Source organism: Xanthomonas citri pv. mangiferaeindicae (assembly GCA_002240395.1).
GTDB lineage: Bacteria > Pseudomonadota > Gammaproteobacteria > Xanthomonadales > Xanthomonadaceae > Luteimonas > Luteimonas citri_A.
On record CP016836.1, the window covers coordinates 2,175,153 to 2,196,699 of the forward strand.

A 21,547-nucleotide genomic window follows, 5' to 3' on the forward strand; every position below is an offset into this window, starting at 1 on the left:
GACGGATCGCGCGGCGTCGATCACCGCGTGCTGCGTGGACGCGCAGTACGCGCAGGCTCGCGCCAGCGCAGCCACAGCAGCACGGTCGCGGCGCCTGCGCTCGCCACGCCCCACAGGCCGACGGCGCCGTGCGCCGGGCCCCAGACGTGCATGCACACCCAGGCCGCGAGCATCAGCGCGAGTCCGCCTGCCCAGCGCAAGGCGCGCCGGCGCGTCGGCGTGGGCGTGCCGCCGAGCACTGCGGCGTGGTGGCGGTCCATCGCCAGCGCCAGCGCGGCGAAGCCGGCGGCCGCGAGCAGGATGGCCAGCACGAGTAGGGCGGCGCTCATGCCGGCACCTGCGCATCGCCGACGCGCGCGCGCCGTGGCGGTCGTACGGGGGCGCGGCGCGCGTGGCGATCGACTGCCCAAGCCATCCAGCCCAATATCGCGCCAAGGACCAGGAGGCCGATGTCCATCGTCGCCATCGCCGTGTCGCCAGCGGCGAGATTGGCGAACAACCCGTGGCGCGTTGCGATCAGGTTGTAGACCGGCAGCGCTGCGAACAGCAGGGCGCCGACCGCCAGTTGCTCGCGCCAGGCCGCGACCGGCCGGCGCACGCAGGCGTGCAGCACGCACGCCAGCCAGAACAGGAAGAACAAGTGGATCTCCCATTGCGCACGCTCGGCCATGCCGGTGGGCAGCAGCCGGTTGGCCCAGAAGAACGCCGCCATCGCGGCCGGCAGGCCGGCGACGAAGCCGATGTTGAGCGATTCGACCAACCGGAAGCCGACGTGCGGGCGTGTCGGGTCGGGCAACTGTGCGCGCCGTTTCACCGTCCACAGCACCAGCCCGCTGGCGACCATCAGCGTGCCCGCCAGGCTCGACAGGAAGAACAGCCAGCGCATGGTCATCGGTGCGAAGCGCGCCGCATGCAGCCCGACCATGCCGTCGCGGGTGTCGGCCGCCGCGCCTTGCGGCGGTGTGCGCCAGACGAGCTCGCCGCTGGTACCGGAGAATGCCATCGACTCGTAGTCATAGAGGATGCGGGCATCGGTACTGCGCGAGGCCACGACCTGCGCGGCGGCATCGCCGGGCAGGTCGATGCGCAGCGTGTCGACGCGATCGGGCTGCCAGCCTGCGGCGGCGCGGACGCGCATCGCCTCGACGTCGCCCAGCGGCGCCGGCGTGCCGCTGCGCTCGACAGTCGGTGCCTGCGGGAACAGTTCGGCGTAGAACGCCTGCTCGTCGGCGTAACGGGCATCGATGCCGAACGGCATGTACAGCGCCATCAGCGTGATCAGGCCGGTGTAGGTGATCATCAGATGGAACGGCAGCGCCAGCACCGCCAGTGCGTTGTGGCCGTCGAGCCAGCTGCGCTGGCCCTTGCCGCGGCGGAAGGTGAAGAAGTCGGCGAAGATCTTGCGGTGCGTGACCACGCCGCTGACGATCGCCACCAGCATGAACATCGCGCAGATGCCGGCCAGCCAGCGTCCCCACAGCACCGGCATGTAATGCATGTCGAAATGCAGCCGGTAGAAGAAATCGCCGCCGCGGGTGTCGCGGACCGCGACCGCGTGGCCATCGGCATCCAGCCAGGTGCGCGAGGCGTATGCCTCGCGGAACGACTGCCCCGGCATGCGCCACGATACCTGGGTGCCGGTGGTGCGCGGCCCGGGCAACTGCACGGTCCACGCGTCCGCGCCCTGGGCGTGCGTTTCCAGCCAGGCCAGCGCCTGGCGAGTGGCGGTCGCGGCGTCGACCGGCGCGCCCAGTTCGGGCGTCATCCAGCGGGTGATTTCCTCGCGCCAATAGGCGCTGGTGCCGGTCAGGAACATCGCATAGAGCACCCAGCCCACCAGCAGACCGCTCCAGGTGTGCAGCCAGGCCTGCGACTGGCGAAAACCGCGGCTCATGCCGGTGCCCCGGTCAGCGCCACGACCGTGCCCGCCACGGCCGCGATACCAGCCAGCCACAGGCCGGCGCGCAAGCCGTCGCGCGCAGCGAACGTGGCCATCACACCGGCCGCGAACAGCGCGAACGACAGCAGCGTGGCGGTCACCGCGGCCGACAGTGCGCCACCGGGCAGCAGCCGTGCGATCGCCACGACGCACAGGGCCGTGGCCGCGTAGTTGCCGGGCACCGCGACCAGCACGCGGCACACCACATCCAGACGGACGGCGATCGGTGTCCGGGCGCGCTGGGCACGGGCGGTCAAAGGAGCGGGGGTGGGCATTGCGGGCGTCAGGCAGGGCGGCGGTGGCGATGATATCAAATGCGAATCATTTACAACTAGGTGATCGAGCAGGACGGCGGCCCCGATCGTGCTGATGCCGGGCTTCCCGGTCGGTCGTCCGTGCGGCATACAATCCGGACTCGATCCCAAGACGAGGCAGCGCCCCATGCACCACTCCCTCCGATCGCGTCGCGGGGTCCGCAAGACGCAACAGGGCGGTTTCAGCCTGATCGAAATCATCCTGGTCGTCGTGCTGATCGGCGGCATCGTCGCCTTCGCCGCGAGCCGGATCCTGGGCGGCGGCGACCGCGCGCGGGTCAACCTGGCCAAGGCCCAGGTGCAGACCCTGGCCGAGAAGGTCCACCAGTTCGAGATGGACACCGGCCGCTTGCCCAACGCCCTGAACGACCTGGTCGTCCAGCCCGGCGATGCCGGCGGCTGGCTCGGGCCGTACGCGAAGGAAGGCGAGCTGCGCGACCCCTGGAACACCCCCTACGAGTTCCGCGCGCCGGGCGACGGCCAGCCCTTCGAGATCGTCAGCTTCGGCGCCGACCGCAAGCCGGGCGGCGACAGCGTCAACGCCGATATCCGCTACGAATGATCCCGCGGCGGCCGCGACCGTCGGCGCCGCGGCCGCCCCCTGGGCACGCGGCGCCGGGACGCCAGCGTGGCTTCTCGCTGCTGGAGGTCCTGCTGGTCGTGGGCCTGATCGCGGTGACCGGCGTGCTCGCCGCGGCGGCGATGAGTGGTGGCTTCGACCGCATCGCACTGCAGTCGACCGCAAAGGAACTGGCCGCGCAGTTGCGCTACACGCGGACCCAGGCGATTGCGACCGGCGAGCCGCAGCGCTTCGTGCTCGATCCCCAGGCGCGCACCTGGCAGGCGGCCAACGGTCGGCATGGCGAGATCCCGGCCAAGCTCGATGTCGAGTTCACCGGCGCACGCGAGCTGCAGGCCTCGCGCAGCGAGGGCGCGATCGTGTTCTTCGCCGATGGGGCGGCCACCGGCGGCCGGATCCGGGTGATGCTGCGCGGCGCCGCCTGGCAGGTCGATGTCGCCTGGCTGACCGGCGAGGTCCGGCTTGGCAGGGGCGAGCCGTGAACCGTCCGGGCGCAGGACGCGGCCAGGCGGGTTACACGCTGATCGAGGTCATCGTGGCCTTCGCCGTGCTCGGGTTGGGCCTGATGCTGTTGCTGGGCACCTTGTCCAACGGTACCCGGCAGGTCCGCTGGGCGGCCGATGCCGGGCGCGCTGCATTGCATGCACGTTCGCTGCTCGACGGCGTCGGCCTGTCGATCCCGGTCGTGCCGGGTCACAGCAGCGGCAGCGTCGAGGACGGCCGCTACCGCTGGACGCTCGCGATCGCACCGTATGTCGATCCCGACCTGCCGCCTGCTGCGCCGCTCGCGCAGGGCGGACCGCAGGTGTACGAACTGACGCTGGCGATGGACTGGGGCGAGGCCGGCCCGCGCGAGCGCCTGCAGGTGCGTACGCTGCGGCTGCATGCGTCCGACCCGACTGGCCTGGCGGTGCCATGAGCCGTCCGATCCGTGGCTTCACGCTGATCGAAGTGCTGGTGGCGACCGCGTTGCTGGCCGCCGGCCTCGCGCTCGCACTCACTACGCTGCGCGCAGCGACTGCGACCGTCGAGCGCGGCGAGACGCTGGCCCAGCGCAGCGAGCGCATGCGCGCGGTCGAAGGTTTCCTGCGCCGCCGGATCGCCTCGGCGTTGCCGATCGGCTTCGAGGTCGACGACACCACAGGTGAGCCGCTGCGCTTTGTCGGCGAAGCGCAGCGGCTGCGCTTCGTCGCCGATCTCCCTGACTACCTGGGGCAGGGCGGGCCGCACCTGCATGACCTCGCGGTCGACGACGACGGCAATCCGCAGCGCCTGACCGCGGCGTTCGCAATGGTGCTGGGCGGACGCACGGTCGAGGATGCCGCGCCGCGCCCGCCCGAACCGCTGATCGACGATCTGACTGCACTGCGCCTGCGCTATCGCGGGTTCGATGCGACCGGCGCGCTCGGCGAATGGGGCGAGCGCTGGGGGCCGGCGACCTTGCCGTTGCAGGTCGAGATCGCGATCGAGACCGAACGCGATGGCGCCTGGCCCCTGCTGGTCGTCACCTTGCCGCAGGGTAGCGGGCAGCCCGCGCAGGAGGCCGTGCCATGAGCCGGAGCCGCGGCGCGGCCCTGCTGCTGGTGTTGTGGTTGATCGTGCTGTTGTCGGCGCTGGTCGGCGCCTTCGCGCTCACCGCCCGCATCGAGAACCAGCAGGGGCGCGTGCTGGCACGCGGCACCGTGGGCGATGCCGCCGCGCGTGCCGGGCTCGAGTACGCGCTGATGCGGCTCGCATTGCCGGACCAGGCCCTGCGCTGGCAGCCCGATGGCCGGCCCTATGCCTGGCAGTTCCACGACATGGCCGTGGAGATCCGGATCGTCGACGAAACCGGGAAGGTCGATCTCAACGCGGCCGGCGGCGACTTGCTGGCTGCGCTGTTGCATGCGGTGGGCGCCGAGCCCGATGTGGCGGCGCAGGTGGCCGGCGCGATCGTCGACTGGCGCGACGAGGACGACCTGGTGCAGCCGGTGGGCGGCGCCGAACGCGCCGAGTACGCGGCGCAGGGGCGCGCCTATGGCGCCAAGAACGCGCCGTTCGAAACCGTGGCCGAAGTCCAGCAGGTGCTCGGGATGACGCCGGCGCTGTTCGAGGCGGTGTCGCCGCACCTGACCGTCTACGGCCGCCTGCCGTCGCCCGATCCGCAATTCGCCGATGCGGTGGTGCTGCAGGCGATGGGCGTCGACGCCGACCCGATTCTGGCCGCGCGCGCGGCCACCGGTGCACTGCTGGCCGAGGCGGTGCTGGGCGGCGGCAGCGGCACGTATAGTATCGACAGCCGTGCGCGGCTCGAAGGGGGACGGAGCGCGCGGCTGCGGGCAGTGGTCAGGACCGGCGCTGGCGCCGTACCGGGCACGGCATATAGCGTGCTGCGTTGGGAGGAGGGAGCTTCACCACGATGATGTCCGCAACACCCGCATCACCGGGCGCGTCGGCGCCGCCGCGCCGTGGCTGGCGCCCGGACGGGCGAACCTGGGCCCGCGTCCGCAGCGCCTTGGCATGGTGGCGCACCGCGCTCGCGGCCTGGTTGCCGCCGCGCGTGCGCGACCTGTTCGGACTGTCCGGCCGCCGCCTCCTGCTGCAGCCGCAGGGCGACAGCCTGCGCCTGGTCCTGCATGAAGCGCGCGACACACGTGAGCTGGCGCAGGTGCCGCTTGCCGAACTGGCAGGGCGCGCTGGCGACCCGCTGGCGACATTGCTGGGCGATCGCCTGGCCGGGACGCCGCGCTGGCTGCTGCTGCCGGCCCAGGCAGGATTACGCAGGCGCATGCTGCTGCCCGAAGCCGCCGCCGATCGCCTGCACGACGTGCTGGGCTTCGAGATCGACCGGCAGACGCCGTTCGCCGCTGGTGACGTGCGGCATGGGCACCGTCTTCTGGGGCGTCGAGGCGATGGCCAACTCGAGGTCGAATTGGTGGTAGTGCCGCGGGCGACGATCGAAGCCGAACTCGCGGCGCTCGGCAGCTTGGCGCCGACGCTCGCCGGCATCGACCTGGCCGAGGGCGACCGCCCGCTCGGGGTCGATCTGATCGACGCCGAGCGCAGGCGCCACCGCGAAGATCCCCAGCGCCGGCTGCAATGGCTGCTCGCGGCGATCGCGGTGCTGCTGACGGTGGCCGGTCTGTGGCAGATGCGCGAGAACCGCGCCGCCGCGGCCGATGCCTTGCAGGCGAAGGTCGAAGCCGAGGCGATCCGCGCGCGTGCAGCGTCTGCGCAGCGCCAGCAACTGGCCGACCTGCGCGAGGGCATGGCGTTTCTGCAGGCCCAGCGGGCTGCGCGGCCGACCACGGTCGCTGTCCTCGACGAATTGAGCCGGCGGCTGCCCGACAGCACCTCGCTGGAGAAAGCGGCGATCGAGGGCAACCGGATTCTGCTGATCGGCCTGAGCACCGAGGCCTCGGCGCTGGTCGGACAACTGGAGGGGTCGCCGCTGTGGCATTCGCCGGCGCTCGCCGGGGCGTTGCAGAACGATCCGCGGACGCGCTCGGACCGCTTCACGTTGACCGCCGAACTTGCACCGCCGCCCGCGCCCACCGCGCCGCCACCGCAGGAGGCCGCCCGTGCCGACGATGCCCGATAGTCCGGTGCCCGCGCGCGACCGCTGGCTGGCGCTGGGTCTGCTGCTGGGCGCGCTGCTGCTCGCTTACCTGGTGCTGCTGCACCCCTGGTGGACGCAGCCGATGCAAGAACTGGGCGCGCGCATTGACTCGCTGCAGGAGCGCGAACTGCGGATTCGCCGTGAACTCGAGCAGGCGCCGCAGGTGCGCGCCGAACTTGAGCGCGCGCGAGAGGCGATGGCCGCGGCGCCCGGCTTCATGCCGCAGGCGAGCGTGGAGCTGGCGACGGCCGCCCTGGTGCAGCGGCTCGAGAATGCGGTGCTCGAGGCCAGTCCCGGCAACCGCAGTTGTGCGATCAGCAACCGCTCGCCGCTGGCCGGTGGTCGCAACGACCGCTACCCGCGTGCGACCGTGCAGGTGCGGCTGCGCTGCGGCATGCCGGAGCTCGCCGCGGTGCTGCATTCGCTCGAAGCGGGAACGCCCCGGCTGTTCGTCGACAACCTCAACATTCTCAGTCAGCGGCACACGCTGGCCGCGGGCGCCGCCAGCGGCGGCGTCGATGTGAGTTTCGATCTGTCGGGCTATGTGTTGCCGGGTCCGTCCGCACCTGCGGCGGCGCCCAGCGCGGAGGCGGCGACCGATGCGGGTTGATCGGCTCAATCCCCGGACCTGGGTGATCGGCGCCGTCGCGGCGTGGGCGCTGCTGTTCCTGGCGTTGACCTTGGCCGGGCTGGGCGGGCGCATCGGCCAGCGCGAGGACGAGGGCGACCCGTCGGCGGTGACCGCGCCGGCGATGCCGGATGTCGCGCCCCAGCCGCCGCTGTCGCAGTACGGGGAGATCGCGGCGCGGCCGCTGTTCTCGGCCGATCGCAAACCGCATCCCTTCTTCATCGACCCACAGGACGAAGGCGGCGAGGCCGCGCCGGGCTTCGACTTCGTGTTGACCAGCGTGTTGCTGACGCCCGATTTCGCGATGGCGATCCTGCAGCCCAGCGGGGGCGGCGAATCGATCCGCCTGCGCATCGGCGAGGCGCCACCGACCACGCCCGGCTGGGTGCTCGGCAGCGTGGACGCGCGCAGCGTCGTGTTCAACGGCCCCGAGGGACCGCGCACGCTGGAACTGCGCGTGTTCGACGGCACCGGCGGCCAGCCGCCGACCCCGATGACCACGCCGGTCGCGCAGGACCGTGCTGTGCAGATGCCGCTGCGCCGGCCGCCGCCCGCGACCGATCTGCCGCCGCCCGATGTTCCGCAGGCCGGCGATGCCGGACGCGCCCAGGCCCGGAACGCTGCGCGCAACCGCGCACCATCAGGTGGTGCGCAGACGGCCGGCAACGACGTGGCCGCGACGGCGGAGGCGCAGGTCGAGGCGATCCGTCGCCGGATCGAGGAGCGGCGCGCGCGCCTGCGCCAGGAACAACAGCAGCAACAACCGCCCTCCCGGCCGTCGCCCTCGCCGCAGCCGTCGCCCACCCCCGTCCAGGATCCGTAGACTCCAGTCGATGAAGCCTCTTTCGATGACTCCCGCCCTTCCGTCCAGGACGCTCGCGATCGGCATCTGCATCGCGTTGCTCGCCGGCTGCGCCACGGCGCCGCCGCCGACCGTTCGGCGCGATGCCGATCTACGCCAGGGGGTGGAAGCCGATGCCACGGGCGTCGCCGACGGGCCGCGTGTGCAGTCGCTGGTCGACGACGACGACCGGCCGCGTCCGCAGATCCGTCGCGGCAGCGGCACGGTGATCAATCGCGGCGCCGCAGCCGCGCCGCCGCCGACGCTCGGCGGCACCACCACCGGGCAGGCCTCGTTCAATTTCGAGGGCGAATCGGTGCATGCGGTCGCCAAGGCGATTCTCGGCGACATGCTCGGCCAGAACTATGTCATTGCGCCGGAAGTGCAGGGCACGGTCACGCTGGCGACGCCCAAGCCGGTGAGCGCGGCGCAGGCGCTGAGCCTGCTGGAAATGGTGCTGGGCTGGAACAACGCCCGGATGATCTACAGCGACGGCCGCTACAACATCGTGCCGGCCGACACCGCGCTCGCCACCGGCACGGTCGCGCCGCGCACCGGCGGCACCGGGGCCGCGCGCGGCTTCGAAGTGCGCACGGTGCCGCTGCGCTACATCTCCGCGACCGAGATGGAGAAGGTGCTCGAGCCCTACGCGCGCCCGAACGCGATCGTCGGCGCCGACAACGCACGCAACGTCATCACGATCTCGGGCAGCCGCTCCGAACTCGACAACTACCTGCGCACGATCGAGATCTTCGACGTCGACTGGCTCTCGGGCATGTCGGTGGGCGTGTTCCCGCTGCAGTCGGGCAAGGCCACGCAGGTGGTCGCCGATCTGGAGAAGGTGTTCGGCCAGGACAGCGAATCGCCGGTCGCAGGCATGTTCCGCTTCATGCCACTTGAAGGTGCGAACGCAGTGCTGGTGATCACGCCGCAGGCCGATTACCTGGGCGAGATCCAGCAGTGGCTCGAGCGCATCGACAACGCCGGCCAGGAGCCGCGGTTGTTCTCGCTCGAACTGAAGTTCATCAAGGCGCGCGAGCTCGCGCAACGCTTGTCGGAGGTGTTCGGCGGCAGTGGTGGCAGCAGCGGCCAGGACAGCGCCTCGTTGATGCCGGGCTTGAGCGGCAACACTTTGCGCAGCGGTGGTCTCGACGGCAGCACGTCCGGTGGCCGCGGCGGGCTTGATTCGTCGACAGGCGGCCTGGGCAGCAACTCCAGGATGGGCGGCGGCCGCGGCGGCATGCGCGGTGGTGGCAGCGGCGGTGACATCGGTCAGATGCAGCTCGACGAGCGTCAGGACGGCCCCAGCAGCGTGACCTTGGAGGTCGGCGGAGACCGCGTCGGCGTGTCGGCGGTCGACGAGACCAACACGCTGCTCGTGCGCACGACGCCGGCGGCGTGGCGGTCGATCCGCGATGTCGTCGAACGGCTCGACGTGATGCCCGCGCAGGTGCACATCGAGGCGCAGGTGGTGGAGGTGACGCTCAAGGGCGAGCTCAGGTACGGCGTCAACTGGTTCATCGAAAAGGGGATGTCCGACAACAGCATTGGACCCTTCGGGCCCTCTGGGGCCGGGCAAGGACTGGCCGGCCCAACCCGCTGGAGTACGCTGGGTGCGAGCATCGGAGGCGTATCGGGACCTGGCCTGGCCTGGACGCTGGTCAAGAACGACGCCGCGGCGGTGATCGATGCGTTGGATGAGGTCACCGACGTCAACATCCTGCAGTCACCGTCTGTGTTCGTGCGCAACAATGCGATGGCTGAGTTCAACGTCGGCGCGAGCATTCCGATCTCGACCACCAGCGTCAATCCGATTCTCGGCGATAGCAGCTATACCAGCGTGCAGTACTTGGAGACCGGCACGATTCTGAAGGTGCGACCGCGTGTCACTCGCGACGGCATGGTGTTCCTGGACATCGTGCAGGAGGTCAGCTCACCCGGACCTAGCAGTACCGCGGATGCGCAGGGCAATGTGCGCATCGATACCCGGCGGCTGAAGACCGAAGCGGCGGTACAGGCCGGCGATACGGTAATGCTGGCCGGCCTCATCAAAGACGAGGTTGGACGCACCTCGAAGGGATTACCCGGCCTGAGTCGGATTCCGGTGTTCGGCAGCCTGTTCGGCTCGCAGGCGACGAGCAACGAGCGCAGCGAAGTCATCGTCCTGCTGACGCCGACGATCGTGCGCAATCCGCAGGAAGCGCGCCAGCTGACCGACGAGTACGGCCGCCGCTTCCGCGCGCTGCAGCCGCTGCAGCCCCGCAACTGATATGACTGAGGACGCGCGCCGATGACGGCGTTGCCGGTGGTGTTGCTGCCGGTTGGGCACGACGACGATGCGCTCGACGCCTGCCTGGCCGCGCTCGACGCCGGCACCCCTGCCGGCACGCAGGTGTGGCTGGCCGACGATGCGCGCATCGGGCCGCGCGGCGCGCAGATCGTGCAGCGCTGGCTGGCCAGCACGCCGCTGCAGGCTGATTACACCTGCCGTCAGCGCGGCGTCGGCGAGGTCGCGCACCTGGACGACGTGCTGCGCGCCTGCGGCGATGCCGATGTCGTCGTGCTCGCGCCCGATGCCGTGCCGCTGCCCGGCTGGCTGGTCGAGTTGGCCGCGTGCTTCGCGCGTGACGCCTCGATCGCGACCGCGACGCCCTGGTGCAATGCCGGCGAAGCCGCTTCATGGCCTCGCATCGGCGAGATCGCGCCCGTGCCGGATGATCCGCTGCGCCTTGCGCGTGCCTGCCAGCAGTTGCCGCCCATGCATCCCGAACTGCCGGCTGCGATCGACCACGCAGTGCTGCTGCGCGGCAACGCCCGGCGCAAGGCGGGCGGGCTGGACGCCGCGAGTTACGGGTCCTGGTATGCCGCGCTGATCGACCTGTCGCTGCGCATGGCCGGCCTGGGCTGGCGCAACGCGTTGTGCGAGACCGCGTTCGTCGCGCGCGGCGGCGAGGGCGGTCCGCGCGAGGGCGACATGGACGCGCTCGCGGCCCGCTGGCCAGCCTGGCACGCGCGACTGGCCACGTATCTGATGAACGATCCGCTGAACGCCTGCCGCGCGCAGCTGCAGCGCGGCTATGCCGCACTCGAAAATGCACCGACCCAGCAGGGGTTGTTCGCCGCGCACGACCTCACCGAAATGGGTGATGGGCCAGCAGGCGACGACGCAACCTCAAGCCGGCATACCGCATCCGGGGCGCCGGACGGCACGGCTTCGCCCAAGGACGCAGCGGCCACGCAGACCGAGGCCGGGGCCTCCCCTCGATGAGCGCATCTTCGACTCCGATACGTGCGCCCGATGTGGTCGCCGTGGTCGTCACCCACCAGAGCGCGAGCACGATCGATGCCTGTCTGCGGCGTCTGCGCGAAGCCGACGGCGTGGCGCAGATCCGGATCGTCGACAACGGGTCGATCGACGAGACCCTGACGATCGTGCAGCGGCACGCTTCGCTCGATCCGCGCGTGCATTTCATCGGCAACCCCGACAATCCCGGCTTCGCGGTCGCCTGCAACCAGGGGGCCCGCGATGCCGACGCGCCCTGGATCGCCTTCATCAATCCCGATTGCCTGGTCGAGGTGGATACGCTGACGCGGCTTCGCGTGCATGCCGACACACTCGGCCACGCGTGTCTGCTGGGCAGCGAACTGCTCGGCGAGGACGGCGCGCCCGATCCCGCCGCCCGGCGCCGGGATCCCGATTTCGTCGCGATGTTGCGCAGCGCATCCGCGCGCGATCTCTCGCTGCCGCGCGATGCGGCGCAGTCGCTGCAACGTGTCGATGCGGTCTCCGGTGCGCTGATGCTGCTGCCGCGCACGCTGTTCGATCGCATCGACGGCTTCGACACCGGCTATCGGCTGCATGCCGAGGATCTCGACCTGTGCCGCCGCGCCCGCGAGGCGGGCGCCACGGTTGCGATTGCCAACGACGTCGCGGTGCTGCACGTCCGCGGCGTCTCCAGCCGCGCGCGGCCGCTGTTCGTCGAGTGGCACAAGCACCGGGGGCTGTGGCGCTACTTCAACCGCTTCGAGGCGCCGCACCGGAGCGCCGCGCAGCGGGTCGGTGTGTGGATGGCGATCTGGCTGCGCTTCCCGCTGGCCGTGCTGCGCCGGCTGTAGGCGCTGGACCGAAGCGTTCTGCCGCCGGTGGCCGGTGCAGACGCCGGCGCCATCGCCCACGCGCTAGGCTAGCCGGGCTTTCTTTGCGGACCTCCCCCATGCCGATCATCCAGTCCCTGCTCGACACCGACCTGTACAAGTTCACGATGATGCAGGCGGTGCTGCACCAGCACCCCGGTGCGCACGTCGAGTACCGGTTCAAGTGCAGGACGCCGGGCATCGACCTGGCGCGTTATCTGGACCAGATCGAGCAGGAGATCGACGCGCTGTGTGCGCTGCGCTTCACCGATGACGAACTGGCCTACGTGCGCGGACTGCGCTTCATCAAGCCCGACTTCGCCGACTTCCTCGGGCTGTTCCGGCTTGACCGCAAGTACATCGAGTTGCGGCCGTCGGCATCGGTGCCGGGCGAGATCGAACTCGACATCCGTGGCCCCTGGCTGCACACGATCCTGTTCGAAGTGCCGCTGCTGGCGATCGTCAACGAGGTCTGGTTCCGCAACACCTCGACGCCGGATTTTGCCGAGGGTGAGCGCAGGCTGCAGGCCAAGGCTGCGCTGTTGCGCGACACGCCCGGCTTCGACGATTGCAAGGTCGCCGATTACGGCACGCGGCGCCGCTACTCGCGGCAGTGGCACGGGCACATGCTGCCGCTGCTGCGCGAAGCGCTGGGCGCGCAGTTCGTCGGCACCAGCAATGTCGATTTCGCGCGCCGCTACGGCATGACGCCGCTGGGCACGATGGCGCACGAGTACCTGCAGGCGTTCCAGGCGCTCGGGCCACGGCTTCGCGACTCGCAGGTCGCCGCGCTGGAAGCCTGGGCGCATGAGTACCGCGGCGATCTGGGTATCGCACTGTCGGACGTCGTCGGCCTGGACGCGTTCCTGCGCGATTTCGACATGTACTTCTGCAAGCTGTTCGACGGCGTGCGCCACGATTCGGGCGACCCGTTCGTCTGGGGCGACCGCATGCTCGCGCATTTCCAGCACAATCGCGTCGATCCGGCGAGCAAGACCCTGGTCTTCAGCGACGGCCTGGATTTCGCCAAAGTGATGCGGCTCCACGACCACTTCCGCGGCCGCTGCCAGGTCGCGTTCGGCGTCGGCACGCACCTGACCAACGACCTCGGCCCGACGCCACTCAACATCGTCATCAAGATGGTCCGCTGCAACGGCCAGCCAGTGGCCAAGCTCAGTGATTCGCCGGGCAAGAGCATGTGCGACGACCCCGGTTACCTGAGCTATCTGCGCCAGGTGTTCGGGGTGGCCAAGACGTTGGACTGACCGGCTGCGCCAGCTTCCGCGGCGGGTGTTTCCAGGTGCGATACTCCCGGGCACGCGAGGCAGCGTAGGGGGCAACGCATGCAGCAGACGGGGTGGGATCGGCAGCCGCAGGCGCTGGAGTCCGGGGACATGGACGCGGTCTGTCCGCGTTGCGCGAACACGGACGGGCAGCGCATCGACTGGCGCTTCATCGGCGATGCGTTGCGCCGGGACGTTTTCAGCCTCGAGCACGGCATGCTGCACACGATGGTCTGGCTGCTGCTGCGCCCCGGCCGGGTGATCGGCGACTATCTGTCCGGCCGGCGCGCCGCATATGCCAAGCCCCTGTGGTTGCTGGTCTCCACGGCCGCTCTGGTGGTGCTGCTCAACCGCCTGCTGCCGGGCACCGGCGCCATTGCCGATTTCCATGCCGGCACGCAGGCCGCGATCGGGGCCCGACCCGACGCCGCCGGCGACGCCGGGCGGGCGGTGGCGCTGTTGCGTTGGCTCGGCGCATCCGCTGCGGCCAATCTGAGCATCGTGACCTTGCTGCTGGTCCCGCTGGAAGCGGCCGCGCTGAAGCTGGCCTTCTGGCGTGGGGCACGACTGAACTATCCCGAGTGGCTGACCGTGACCGCATTCCTGACCGCGCAGACCTTCCTGCTCTGGTCGATCGGCATCGCGTTGCGCGGGGTGTTCGCGCACGCCGAACTGTGGGCCACGCAACTGGCCGTGGGCTGGTTCCTCTACAGCCTGGTCCGCAGCGTCGACAGCCTGCCGTGGTGGAACGCGCTGCTGCGTGGTGCCTTCGGTTTGGCGTTATATGTCGTCGGTGCGTCTGTGGCGATCGGGCTTGTGGTACTTGCCGTATTCCTGCTCCTGTCGGCGGGCTGACGCCGCACGCGATCAGCGGACGCTGCGGATCTGGTCGCGCAACTGACGCGCGCTCCGCGCCGCGGCCTCGGCGTAGTCGTCGCCGCTCGACGCATAGAGGATGGCGCGCGAGGAGCTGACCATCAGCCCGGTGCCGTCGGCGGTCCTGGCGTGGGTCACGACCGCCTCGACATCGCCGCCCTGTGCGCCGACGCCGGGCACCAGGAACGGCAGGTCGCCGACGATCGCCCGGACCTCGCGCAACTGCGCCGGCCAGGTCGCGCCGACGACCAGGGCGCAGTTGCCGTGCGCATTCCAGTCGCGCGCGATGGTCTCGGCGACGTGCTGGTACAGCGGACGCGTGGCGCCGCCGTGCGCGACCGGCAGGTCCTGCAGGTCGGTGGCGCCCGGATTGGAGGTGCGGCACAGGATCACCACCCCCTTGTCTTCGCGGTCGAGGAACGGCTGCACCGAGTCGCGCCCCAGATACGGATTCACCGTGACCGCGTCGGCGGCGTAGCGCTCGAAGGCCTCGCCCACGTACTGCTGGGCGGTGCTGCCGATATCGCCGCGCTTGGCGTCGAGGATCACCGGCACGTCGGGATGCTGGGCATGCAGGTGCGCGATCAGCCGCTGTAGCGCAGCCTCGGCGCCGAGCGCGGCGAAGTGCGCGATCTGCGGTTTGAACGCGCAGGCGTACTCGGCGGTCGCATCGGCGATGTCGCGACAGAAGGCGAACACCGCGTCCGGATCGCCGGAAAACCGGGCCGGAAACTTCGTGGGTTCGGGGTCCAGCCCCACGCAGACCAGGGTGTCGGCGGCTTGCCAGCGCGCATGCAGCGCCTGCATGAAGGAGCGGGGCATGGCGGTCCTCAGGTGACGATGATCGGGGCGTCGTGGGTGACCACGACCGTGTGCTCGAACTGCGCGCCGACGCCCTTCGGGCAGATCAGCGACCAGCCGTCGTCGAGCGCGTCGGTGCGGGTGCTGTGCGTGGCCAGGAACGGCTCGACGGTGATCACCATGCCGGCGTGCAGCCGACGGGTGTCGCGCCGGTCGTAATAGCCCGGGATCGAGCCCGGCTCCTCGTGCAGTGCGCGCCCGACGCCGTGGCTCTGCAGGTCGCGGATGACCCGGAAGCCGCGACGCGCGGCGACGGTCTCGATGGTCCGGCCGATGCTGTTGATCAGCCCGCCCGCGCGCAACTGGGCGATTGCCGCATCGCGCGCCTCGCGGGTCGCATCGAGCAGGCGCTGCTGCGCCGCACTGGCGGTGCCGACGACGAAGCTCGCCCCGGTGTCGGCGAAGAAGCCGTCGAGCTCGGCCGAGACATCGATGTTGACCAGGTCGCCGTCGCACAGCGGCGTGCCATCCGGAATGCCGTGTGCGACCACCCGATTGACGCTGATGCAGGTCGCCGCCGGAAAGCCGTAGGTCAGCACCGGCGCCGACTGCGCACCGGCCTCGCGCAACATCTGGGCGCCGATCGCATCGAGCGCGCGCGGCGTGACGCCCGCAATCGCTTGATCCCGCATTGTGGACAGGATGCCGGCGACCAGCGCGCCTGCGCGCCGAAGGCCTTCGAGCTCATCAGGCGTCTGGATCGTCATGGAAAACCGGGGTCCGAGTCGAATTTCATGGCAGTGTGTGCCGAGGGCGTTGTGGGTACGGGGTCAGGGAAAAATCGACTCTGACCCCGGTTTTGGGAGTCGGGCGATGATCGCATCGGCCAGCGCCTGCGGCGACTGCCGGCTGTCGAGCGTCATGACCGGGCAGTGCAGGGTTTGCCGCCAGCGGTCGTGCATCGCCCGGCTGCGGATCTCCGGCCCGCCCGTCTCGTACTGCGCAGCCCAATCCATGAAAGCGCGGTGGTGCTCGACCATGTCGCCACCGGGCGCGATCCGGTCGCCGTAGCGAGCGCGTTCGCGCGCGTGCAGGCGACGCATGCGTTCGGTGTCGTCGAGCGAGAGGAAGACTGCCAGCGTGCACCGCGCGACGAGACTGCTTCCCCAACTCACCAGCGAGCCGGTCAGGATCCACCCGTCATGACCGGCCAGACGTTGTTCGATCGCTGCGATGCGCTCGTCCGGCGTCGCCTTCTCGGTGTAAGGCGGGTCGGTTGGCTTCCAGTAGACCTCGTCGACATCCACGTGCGGCAGCGCCAGGCGTGCGGCCAGTGCGGCGCCCAGCGTGGTGGTGCCGCTTCCGGACGCGCCGAAGATGTGGAGGCGATGGGTCGGGATCATGGCCGGGTGGAGGCCCCGGGGTGAGCGGGGCCTCGTGGGGTCACTTCAGGGCCTTGAACCGCAGGCGCTTGGGACCGGCGTCGTCGCCGAGGCGGCGCTTCTTGTCTTCCTCGTACTCGCGGTAGTTGCCCTGGAAGAACTCGACGTGGCTGTCGCCCTCGAACGCGAGGATGTGCGTGGCGATGCGGTCGAGGAACCAGCGATCGTGCGAAATCACGAAGGTGTTGCCCGGGAACTCCAGCAGCGCGTCTTCCAGCGCGCGCAGCGTTTCGATGTCCAGGTCGTTCGACGGTTCGTCGAGCAGCAGCACGTTGCCGCCCTGCAGCAGCGTCTTGGCCATGTGCAGGCGACCGCGCTCACCACCGGACAGCGAGCCGACCAGCTTCTGCTGATCCTGACCCTTGAAGTTGAAGCGGCCGATGTAGGCGCGCGACTGGATCTCCACGCCATTGATGTTGAGGATGTCCAGACCGCCGGCGATCTCCTGGAAGACGTTGTGGTTGCCTTCGAGCTTGTCGCGGCTCTGGTCGACGTACGACAGCTGCACGGTCGGTCCGACGATGATCTCGCCCGAGTCCGGCTTTTCCTGCCCGGTGATCATCTTGAACAGCGTCGACTTGCCGGCGCCGTTGGGGCCGATGATGCCGACGATCGCGCCCGGCGGCACGATCATCGACAGGTTGTCGATCAGCAGCCGGTCGCCGAACTTCTTGCTGACATTCTTGAACTCCATCACCGAGTTGCCCAGGCGCTCGCCCGGCGGAATGAAGATCTCGTTGGTCTCGTTGCGCTTCTGGTAATCCTGCGATTGCAGCTCTTCCAGACGGGCCAGGCGCGCCTTGCCCTTGGAGCGGCCGCCCTTGGCGTTCTGCCGCGACCACTCCAGTTCCTTCTGGATCGCCTTCTGGCGCGCCTTCTCCTGGTTCTCTTCCTGCTTCAGGCGCTCATCCTTCTGCGTCAGCCAGTCGGTGTAGTTGCCCTTCCACGGAATGCCGCGGCCGCGGTCGAGTTCGAGAATCCACTCGGCGGCGTTGTCGAGGAAGTAGCGATCGTGGGTGACGGCCACGACGGTGCCGGTGTAGCGAGCGAGGAACTGCTCCAGCCACTCCACCGACTCGGCGTCGAGGTGGTTGGTCGGTTCGTCGAGCAGCAGCATGTCCGGCTTCTGCAACAGCAGGCGGCACAGCGCCACGCGGCGCTTCTCGCCGCCCGAGAGGTTGCCGATCTTCGCATCCCACGGCGGCAGACGCAGCGCGTCGGCGGCGACGTCGAGCTGGTTCTCCAGCGTGTGCGCATCCCCCGCGGCCAGGATCGCCTCCAGGCGCTCCTGTTCCTTGGCGAGTGCGTCGAAGTCGGCGCCTTCCTCGGCGTAGGCGGCGTAGACCGCCTCGAGCGCGGCCTGGGCCTGCAGCACCTCACCGACGCCTTCCTCGACCGCCTCGCGAACCGTCTGCTCCGGGTTCAGGCGCGGCTCCTGCTCCAGGTAGCCGACCTTGATGCCGGGCTGCGGGCGGGCCTCGCCCTCGAAGTCGGTGTCCACACCGGCCATGATCTTGAGCACCGTCGACTTGCCGGCGCCGTTGAGGCCCAGCAGGCCGATCTTGGCGCCGGGATAGAACGACAGCGAGATGTCCTTGATGATCTGCCGCTTCGGCGGAACCACCTTGGACACGCGGTTCATGGTGTAGATGTATTGCGAGGACATGGGGGCTCCGGTTGCGCCTGCCCGCGCCGGGGCCCGGTCGGGCGGCGTCAGGCGGGAGAAGAATGCCCGCGATTATAGCCCGCATCCCAAGGGACGCGTCCGCGGCTGCGCGCGTCGGGACCACGGTCGCGCCCGTGCGGAGGGTGCCTGCGACCTGAGGCCGCGGCGCGCACTTGCGCATCGTCGGGCGAGCCCGGCACCGCCGCGCCCTCCGGCTGCAGAGCCGTGGCAGGGCGTCCGGCCGGGCTTCGCCCCGCGCGGCCGGCTACAATGGCCGGCCATGCCCGATCTCTGGAGTTCTCGATGTTCCCGCGCGACGCCCGTCTCGACAGCTTCGATCCCGAACTCGCCCAGGCCATCGCCGCGGAGGTCCGCCGGCAGGAGGATCACGTCGAGCTGATCGCATCGGAGAATTACTGCAGCGCGCTGGTCATGGCCGCCCAGGGCAGCCAGCTGACAAACAAGTACGCCGAGGGCTATCCGGGCAAGCGCTACTACGGCGGCTGCGAGTACGTCGATGTCGCCGAGCAACTGGCGATCGACCGGCTCAAGCAGCTGTTCGGGGCGGGCTCCAAGGACGATATGTATGCCAACGTGCAGCCGCACTCCGGCTCGCAGGCCAACCAGGCGGTCTACTTCGCGTTGCTCCAGCCCGGCGACAAGATCCTGGGCATGAGCCTGGCGCATGGCGGCCATCTGACCCACGGTGCCAAGGTCAACGCCTCGGGCAAGCTGTTCGACGCGGTGCAGTACGGCGTGGACGATGCCGGGCTGATCGATTACGACGAGGTCGAGCGGCTCGCGCTCGAGCACAAGCCGAAGATGGTCGTCGCCGGGTTCTCGGCGTACTCGCAGAAGATCGACTGGGCGCGCTTCCGCGCGATCGCCGACAAGGTCGGCGCGCTGCTGTTCGTCGACATGGCCCATGTCGCGGGTCTGGTCGCGGCCGGCGTTTACCCCAGCCCGCTGCCGCATGCGCATGTCGTGACTTCGACCACGCACAAGACCCTGCGCGGTCCGCGCGGCGGCATCATCGTTGCCAGCCGCGAAGGTGCGGGCGACCTGTTCGACGACATGAGCAAGAAGCTGCAGTCGATCGTGTTCCCCGGCATTCAGGGCGGTCCGCTGATGCACGTGATCGCCGCCAAGGCGGTTGCGTTCAAGGAAGCGCTGGACCCGGCGTTCAAGACCTACCAGCAGCAGGTGGTGAAGAACGCGCAGGCGATGGCGAAGGTCATCATCGAGCGCGGCTACAAGATCGTCTCCGGCGGCACCGAGAACCACCTGATGCTCGTCGACATGATCGGCAAGGACGTCAGCGGCAAGGAGGCCGAAGAAGCCTTGGGCCGCGCCCACATCACGGTCAACAAGAACTCCGTGCCCAACGACCCGCGCAAGCCGTTCGTGACCTCGGGCCTGCGCCTGGGCACACCGGCGGTGACCACGCGCGGCTACACCGAGGCCGACTGCACCGACCTGGCCCACTGGATCTGTGACGTGCTCGACGCACCGGCCGACGACACTGTCATCGCCGCGGTGCGCGAGAAGGTCGCTGCGCAGTGCGCCAAGTATCCGGTGTATGGCTGACGCGCCGGGGTTCGGGATGCAGGTGTCGGGATGCGGCGTACGGCCGCGTCCCGGCGCGGTTGCTTGTCTCGATCCCCGATCCGCCATCGCGAATCCCCACGCCTGATGCACTGCCCCTTCTGCCAGCACATCGACACCCGGGTGATCGATTCGCGCGCGTCCGAGGACGGCGCGACGATCCGTCGGCGTCGCGAGTGCGAGGCCTGTGGCGAACGGTTCAGTACGTTGGAGACGATCGAGCTCAAGTTGCCGGCGATCATCAAAGGCGACGGCCGGCGCGAGCCGTTCGACGCGCGCAAGCTGCGCCTGAGCATGGATCGCGCGCTGCACAAACGCCCGGTGTCGGAGGAGCAGATCGAGGCGACGGTGCGGGCGGTGGTGCATCAGTTGCGCATGACCGCAGAGCGCGAGGTCTCGTCGCGGCGGGTCGGCGAATTCGTCATTGCCGAACTGCGCAAGCTCGACCATGTCGGCTTCGTGCGTTTTGCCTCGGTCTATCGCGCGTTCGAGGACGTGGCCGATTTCCGCGAGGAACTCGACCGGCTCGAACGCGACCTGCCGGCCGATGCGCAATTGCCGCTGCTCGGCGGCGAGACCCTGCCGTCCGGTCGCGGTACGCGCAAGCGCTGACGGGCCGCGCGCGCGGTTGGCGGGATCCGAGTTGCGCGCTTAGGCACACGGCGCAAGCACCCCTGATCAACTGGAAATGCCGCGCATGACCGACTTCGATACCGACGACCACCACCACATGGCGCATGCCCTGGCGCTGGCCGAGCGCGGCGCCTGGACGGCGCGGCCCAACCCAATGGTCGGCTGCGTGCTGGTGCAAGGCGGTGCGGTCGTCGGCGAAGGCTGGCACGCGCGCAAGGGTGGGCCGCACGCCGAGGTGGTCGCGCTGCAGGCCGCCGGTGAGCGGGCACAGGGCGCCACTGCCTACGTGACCCTCGAACCGTGCGCGCATGTCGGCAGCACCGGGCCCTGCGCCGATGCCTTGATCGCGGCCGGGGTGACGCGTGTGGTCGCGGCGATGCGCGACCCGTTCCCGCAAGTCGACGGCGCCGGCTTTGCCCGGCTGCGTGCGGCCGGGGTCGCGGTCCAGGCCGGCTTGCTGGAAGCGCAGGCGCGCGCGCTCAACGTGGGCTTCCTGTCGCGGGTCGAGCGCGGCCGCCCTTGGGTCCGGGTCAAGCTCGCCTGCAGCCTCGACGGGCGCACGGCGATGGCCGACGGCACGTCGAAGTGGATCAGTGGTCCGCAGTCGCGGGCCGACGTCATGCGCTGGCGTGCGTGCAGTGGCGCGATCCTGACCGGCAGCGGGACCGTGCTCGCCGACGATCCGGCGCTGACCGTGCGATTGGATGACGCGGCGACGTTCGTGCCGCCGCTGCGTGTCGTGCTCGATGCCGGGCTCGCCTCGCTGTCGCGCCGCCAGGTCCGCGACGCGGCCGCGCCCACCCTGTATCTGCATGCCGCCGATGCCGCGGTGCCGGCGGATCTGGGCTGCGAACACGCCGCGTTGCCGCGGCGCGACGGACGGTTGGACCTGGAGGCGGCACTGACGTTGCTGGCCGCGCGCGGGATCAACGAGGTCCAGGTCGAGGCCGGGGCCGTGCTGTCGGGCGCGCTGCTGCGTGCGGGTCTGGTCGACGAGTTGTTGCTCTACGTCGCCCCGATGCTGCTCGGCGAGCGTGCCCGACCGCTGTTCGATGGCCTGGGCATCGACGCGATGGCGCAACGGCTGCAGTTGGAGACCATCGATGTCGCGCGCTTCGGCGACGACATCCGGCTGCGGCTGCGCCCGCTCGCCGCCGGCTGAGCCGGCCTCCCTGATCCAAGGCCCCTGATCGCGACACCCGCCCCC

22 protein-coding genes and 1 pseudogene are annotated in these 21,547 nt (G+C 70.0%); 16 read left to right on the forward strand and 7 right to left on the reverse strand.

All coding sequences use genetic code 11. The features are described 5' to 3' along the window. Positions 1–20: 20 nt before the first annotated feature. Genes BEN78_09350 through BEN78_09360 form a run of 3 tightly spaced genes read right to left on the reverse strand, consistent with a single transcriptional unit; the run spans position 21 to position 2,214 of the window. Positions 21–329 carry a hypothetical protein gene (locus BEN78_09350; protein ASR43545.1) on the reverse strand — a complete coding sequence of 103 codons (309 nt, stop codon included), beginning with the start codon at positions 327–329 and terminating at the stop codon, positions 21–23. Further along, positions 326–1,894, reverse strand: a complete 1,569-nt coding sequence (locus BEN78_09355) for a peptidase (GenBank protein ID ASR43546.1) — start codon at positions 1,892–1,894, stop codon at positions 326–328. The genes BEN78_09350 and BEN78_09355 overlap by 4 nt, the downstream gene beginning before the upstream one ends. Beyond that, a complete protein-coding gene (locus BEN78_09360) occupies positions 1,891–2,214 on the reverse strand; it encodes a hypothetical protein (GenBank protein ID ASR43547.1) in 324 nt (107 codons plus the stop codon). The genes BEN78_09355 and BEN78_09360 overlap by 4 nt, the downstream gene beginning before the upstream one ends. Before the next feature lie 166 nt (positions 2,215–2,380). On the opposite strand from BEN78_09360, the gene BEN78_09365 reads away from it, so the two are divergent. From BEN78_09365 to BEN78_09425, 13 genes and pseudogenes are all read left to right on the forward strand, one after another. Further along, on the forward strand, positions 2,381–2,815 hold the full coding sequence (locus BEN78_09365; protein ID ASR43548.1) for a type II secretion system protein GspG: 435 nt from the start codon (positions 2,381–2,383) through the stop codon (positions 2,813–2,815). Continuing rightward, on the forward strand, positions 2,812–3,315 hold the full coding sequence (locus BEN78_09370; GenBank protein ASR43549.1) for a type II secretion system protein GspH: 504 nt from the start codon (positions 2,812–2,814) through the stop codon (positions 3,313–3,315). The genes BEN78_09365 and BEN78_09370 overlap by 4 nt, the downstream gene beginning before the upstream one ends. Beyond that, the gene (locus BEN78_09375; GenBank protein ID ASR43550.1) at positions 3,312–3,752 is read left to right on the forward strand and encodes a hypothetical protein; all 441 of its coding nucleotides are present in this window, start codon (positions 3,312–3,314) and stop codon (positions 3,750–3,752) included. The genes BEN78_09370 and BEN78_09375 overlap by 4 nt, the downstream gene beginning before the upstream one ends. Next, positions 3,749–4,387 (forward strand): general secretion pathway protein GspJ, encoded by a 639-nt coding sequence (locus tag BEN78_09380; GenBank protein ID ASR43551.1) that lies wholly within the window; start codon positions 3,749–3,751, stop codon positions 4,385–4,387. Before BEN78_09375 ends, BEN78_09380 begins: the two co-directional genes overlap by 4 nt. After that, positions 4,384–5,235: a general secretion pathway protein GspK gene (locus BEN78_09385; protein ASR43552.1), complete on the forward strand. Its 852-nt coding sequence runs from the start codon at positions 4,384–4,386 to the stop codon at positions 5,233–5,235. Before BEN78_09380 ends, BEN78_09385 begins: the two co-directional genes overlap by 4 nt. A 92-nt stretch (positions 5,236–5,327) precedes the next feature. Beyond that, positions 5,328–6,413 carry a hypothetical protein gene (locus tag BEN78_09390; GenBank protein ID ASR43553.1) on the forward strand — a complete coding sequence of 362 codons (1,086 nt, stop codon included), beginning with the start codon at positions 5,328–5,330 and terminating at the stop codon, positions 6,411–6,413. Further along, positions 6,403–7,041 (forward strand): general secretion pathway protein GspM, encoded by a 639-nt coding sequence (locus tag BEN78_09395; GenBank protein ID ASR43554.1) that lies wholly within the window; start codon positions 6,403–6,405, stop codon positions 7,039–7,041. Before BEN78_09390 ends, BEN78_09395 begins: the two co-directional genes overlap by 11 nt. After that, positions 7,031–7,882 (forward strand): hypothetical protein, encoded by an 852-nt coding sequence (locus BEN78_09400; GenBank protein ASR43555.1) that lies wholly within the window; start codon positions 7,031–7,033, stop codon positions 7,880–7,882. Before BEN78_09395 ends, BEN78_09400 begins: the two co-directional genes overlap by 11 nt. 25 nt (positions 7,883–7,907) lie before the next feature. Continuing rightward, a complete protein-coding gene (locus BEN78_09405; protein ASR43556.1) occupies positions 7,908–10,169 on the forward strand; it encodes a type II secretion system protein GspD in 2,262 nt (753 codons plus the stop codon). Between the two features lie 21 nt (positions 10,170–10,190). Continuing rightward, a pseudogene (locus tag BEN78_09410) lies at positions 10,191–11,024 on the forward strand (glycosyltransferase). A gap of 140 nt (positions 11,025–11,164) precedes the next feature. Beyond that, entirely contained in the window at positions 11,165–12,016 is an 852-nt protein-coding gene (locus BEN78_09415; GenBank protein ASR43557.1) for a glycosyl transferase, read from the forward strand. A 98-nt stretch (positions 12,017–12,114) separates the two neighbouring features. Next, positions 12,115–13,299: a nicotinate phosphoribosyltransferase gene (locus BEN78_09420; GenBank protein ID ASR43558.1), complete on the forward strand. Its 1,185-nt coding sequence runs from the start codon at positions 12,115–12,117 to the stop codon at positions 13,297–13,299. A 129-nt stretch (positions 13,300–13,428) separates the two neighbouring features. After that, a complete protein-coding gene (locus tag BEN78_09425) occupies positions 13,429–14,172 on the forward strand; it encodes a hypothetical protein (protein ID ASR43559.1) in 744 nt (247 codons plus the stop codon). Positions 14,173–14,184: 12 nt separating this feature from the next. Here the strand turns inward: BEN78_09425 and BEN78_09430 are convergent, their stop codons facing one another. From BEN78_09430 to BEN78_09445, 4 genes are all read right to left on the reverse strand, one after another. Then, positions 14,185–15,015, reverse strand: coding sequence for an orotidine 5'-phosphate decarboxylase (locus BEN78_09430; protein ASR43560.1), 831 nt, complete (start codon positions 15,013–15,015; stop codon positions 14,185–14,187). Positions 15,016–15,023: 8 nt separating this feature from the next. After that, positions 15,024–15,761 carry a type I methionyl aminopeptidase gene (locus tag BEN78_09435; protein ASR43561.1) on the reverse strand — a complete coding sequence of 246 codons (738 nt, stop codon included), beginning with the start codon at positions 15,759–15,761 and terminating at the stop codon, positions 15,024–15,026. A 63-nt stretch (positions 15,762–15,824) separates the two neighbouring features. Next, positions 15,825–16,397, reverse strand: a complete 573-nt coding sequence (locus tag BEN78_09440; GenBank protein ID ASR43562.1) for an adenylate kinase — start codon at positions 16,395–16,397, stop codon at positions 15,825–15,827. Between the two features lie 40 nt (positions 16,398–16,437). Beyond that, the gene (locus BEN78_09445; protein ID ASR43563.1) at positions 16,438–18,102 is read right to left on the reverse strand and encodes an energy-dependent translational throttle protein EttA; all 1,665 of its coding nucleotides are present in this window, start codon (positions 18,100–18,102) and stop codon (positions 16,438–16,440) included. Between the two features lie 303 nt (positions 18,103–18,405). Between BEN78_09445 and glyA the strand changes: the two genes are divergently transcribed. From glyA to BEN78_09460, 3 genes are all read left to right on the forward strand, one after another. Next, positions 18,406–19,689 carry a serine hydroxymethyltransferase gene (gene glyA, locus BEN78_09450; GenBank protein ASR45049.1) on the forward strand — a complete coding sequence of 428 codons (1,284 nt, stop codon included), beginning with the start codon at positions 18,406–18,408 and terminating at the stop codon, positions 19,687–19,689. Positions 19,690–19,794: 105 nt separating this feature from the next. Continuing rightward, positions 19,795–20,319: a transcriptional regulator NrdR gene (locus BEN78_09455; GenBank protein ID ASR43564.1), complete on the forward strand. Its 525-nt coding sequence runs from the start codon at positions 19,795–19,797 to the stop codon at positions 20,317–20,319. 85 nt (positions 20,320–20,404) lie between these two features. Beyond that, positions 20,405–21,502: a riboflavin biosynthesis protein RibD gene (locus tag BEN78_09460; GenBank protein ASR45050.1), complete on the forward strand. Its 1,098-nt coding sequence runs from the start codon at positions 20,405–20,407 to the stop codon at positions 21,500–21,502. The last annotated feature ends 45 nt before the right edge of the window (positions 21,503–21,547 follow it).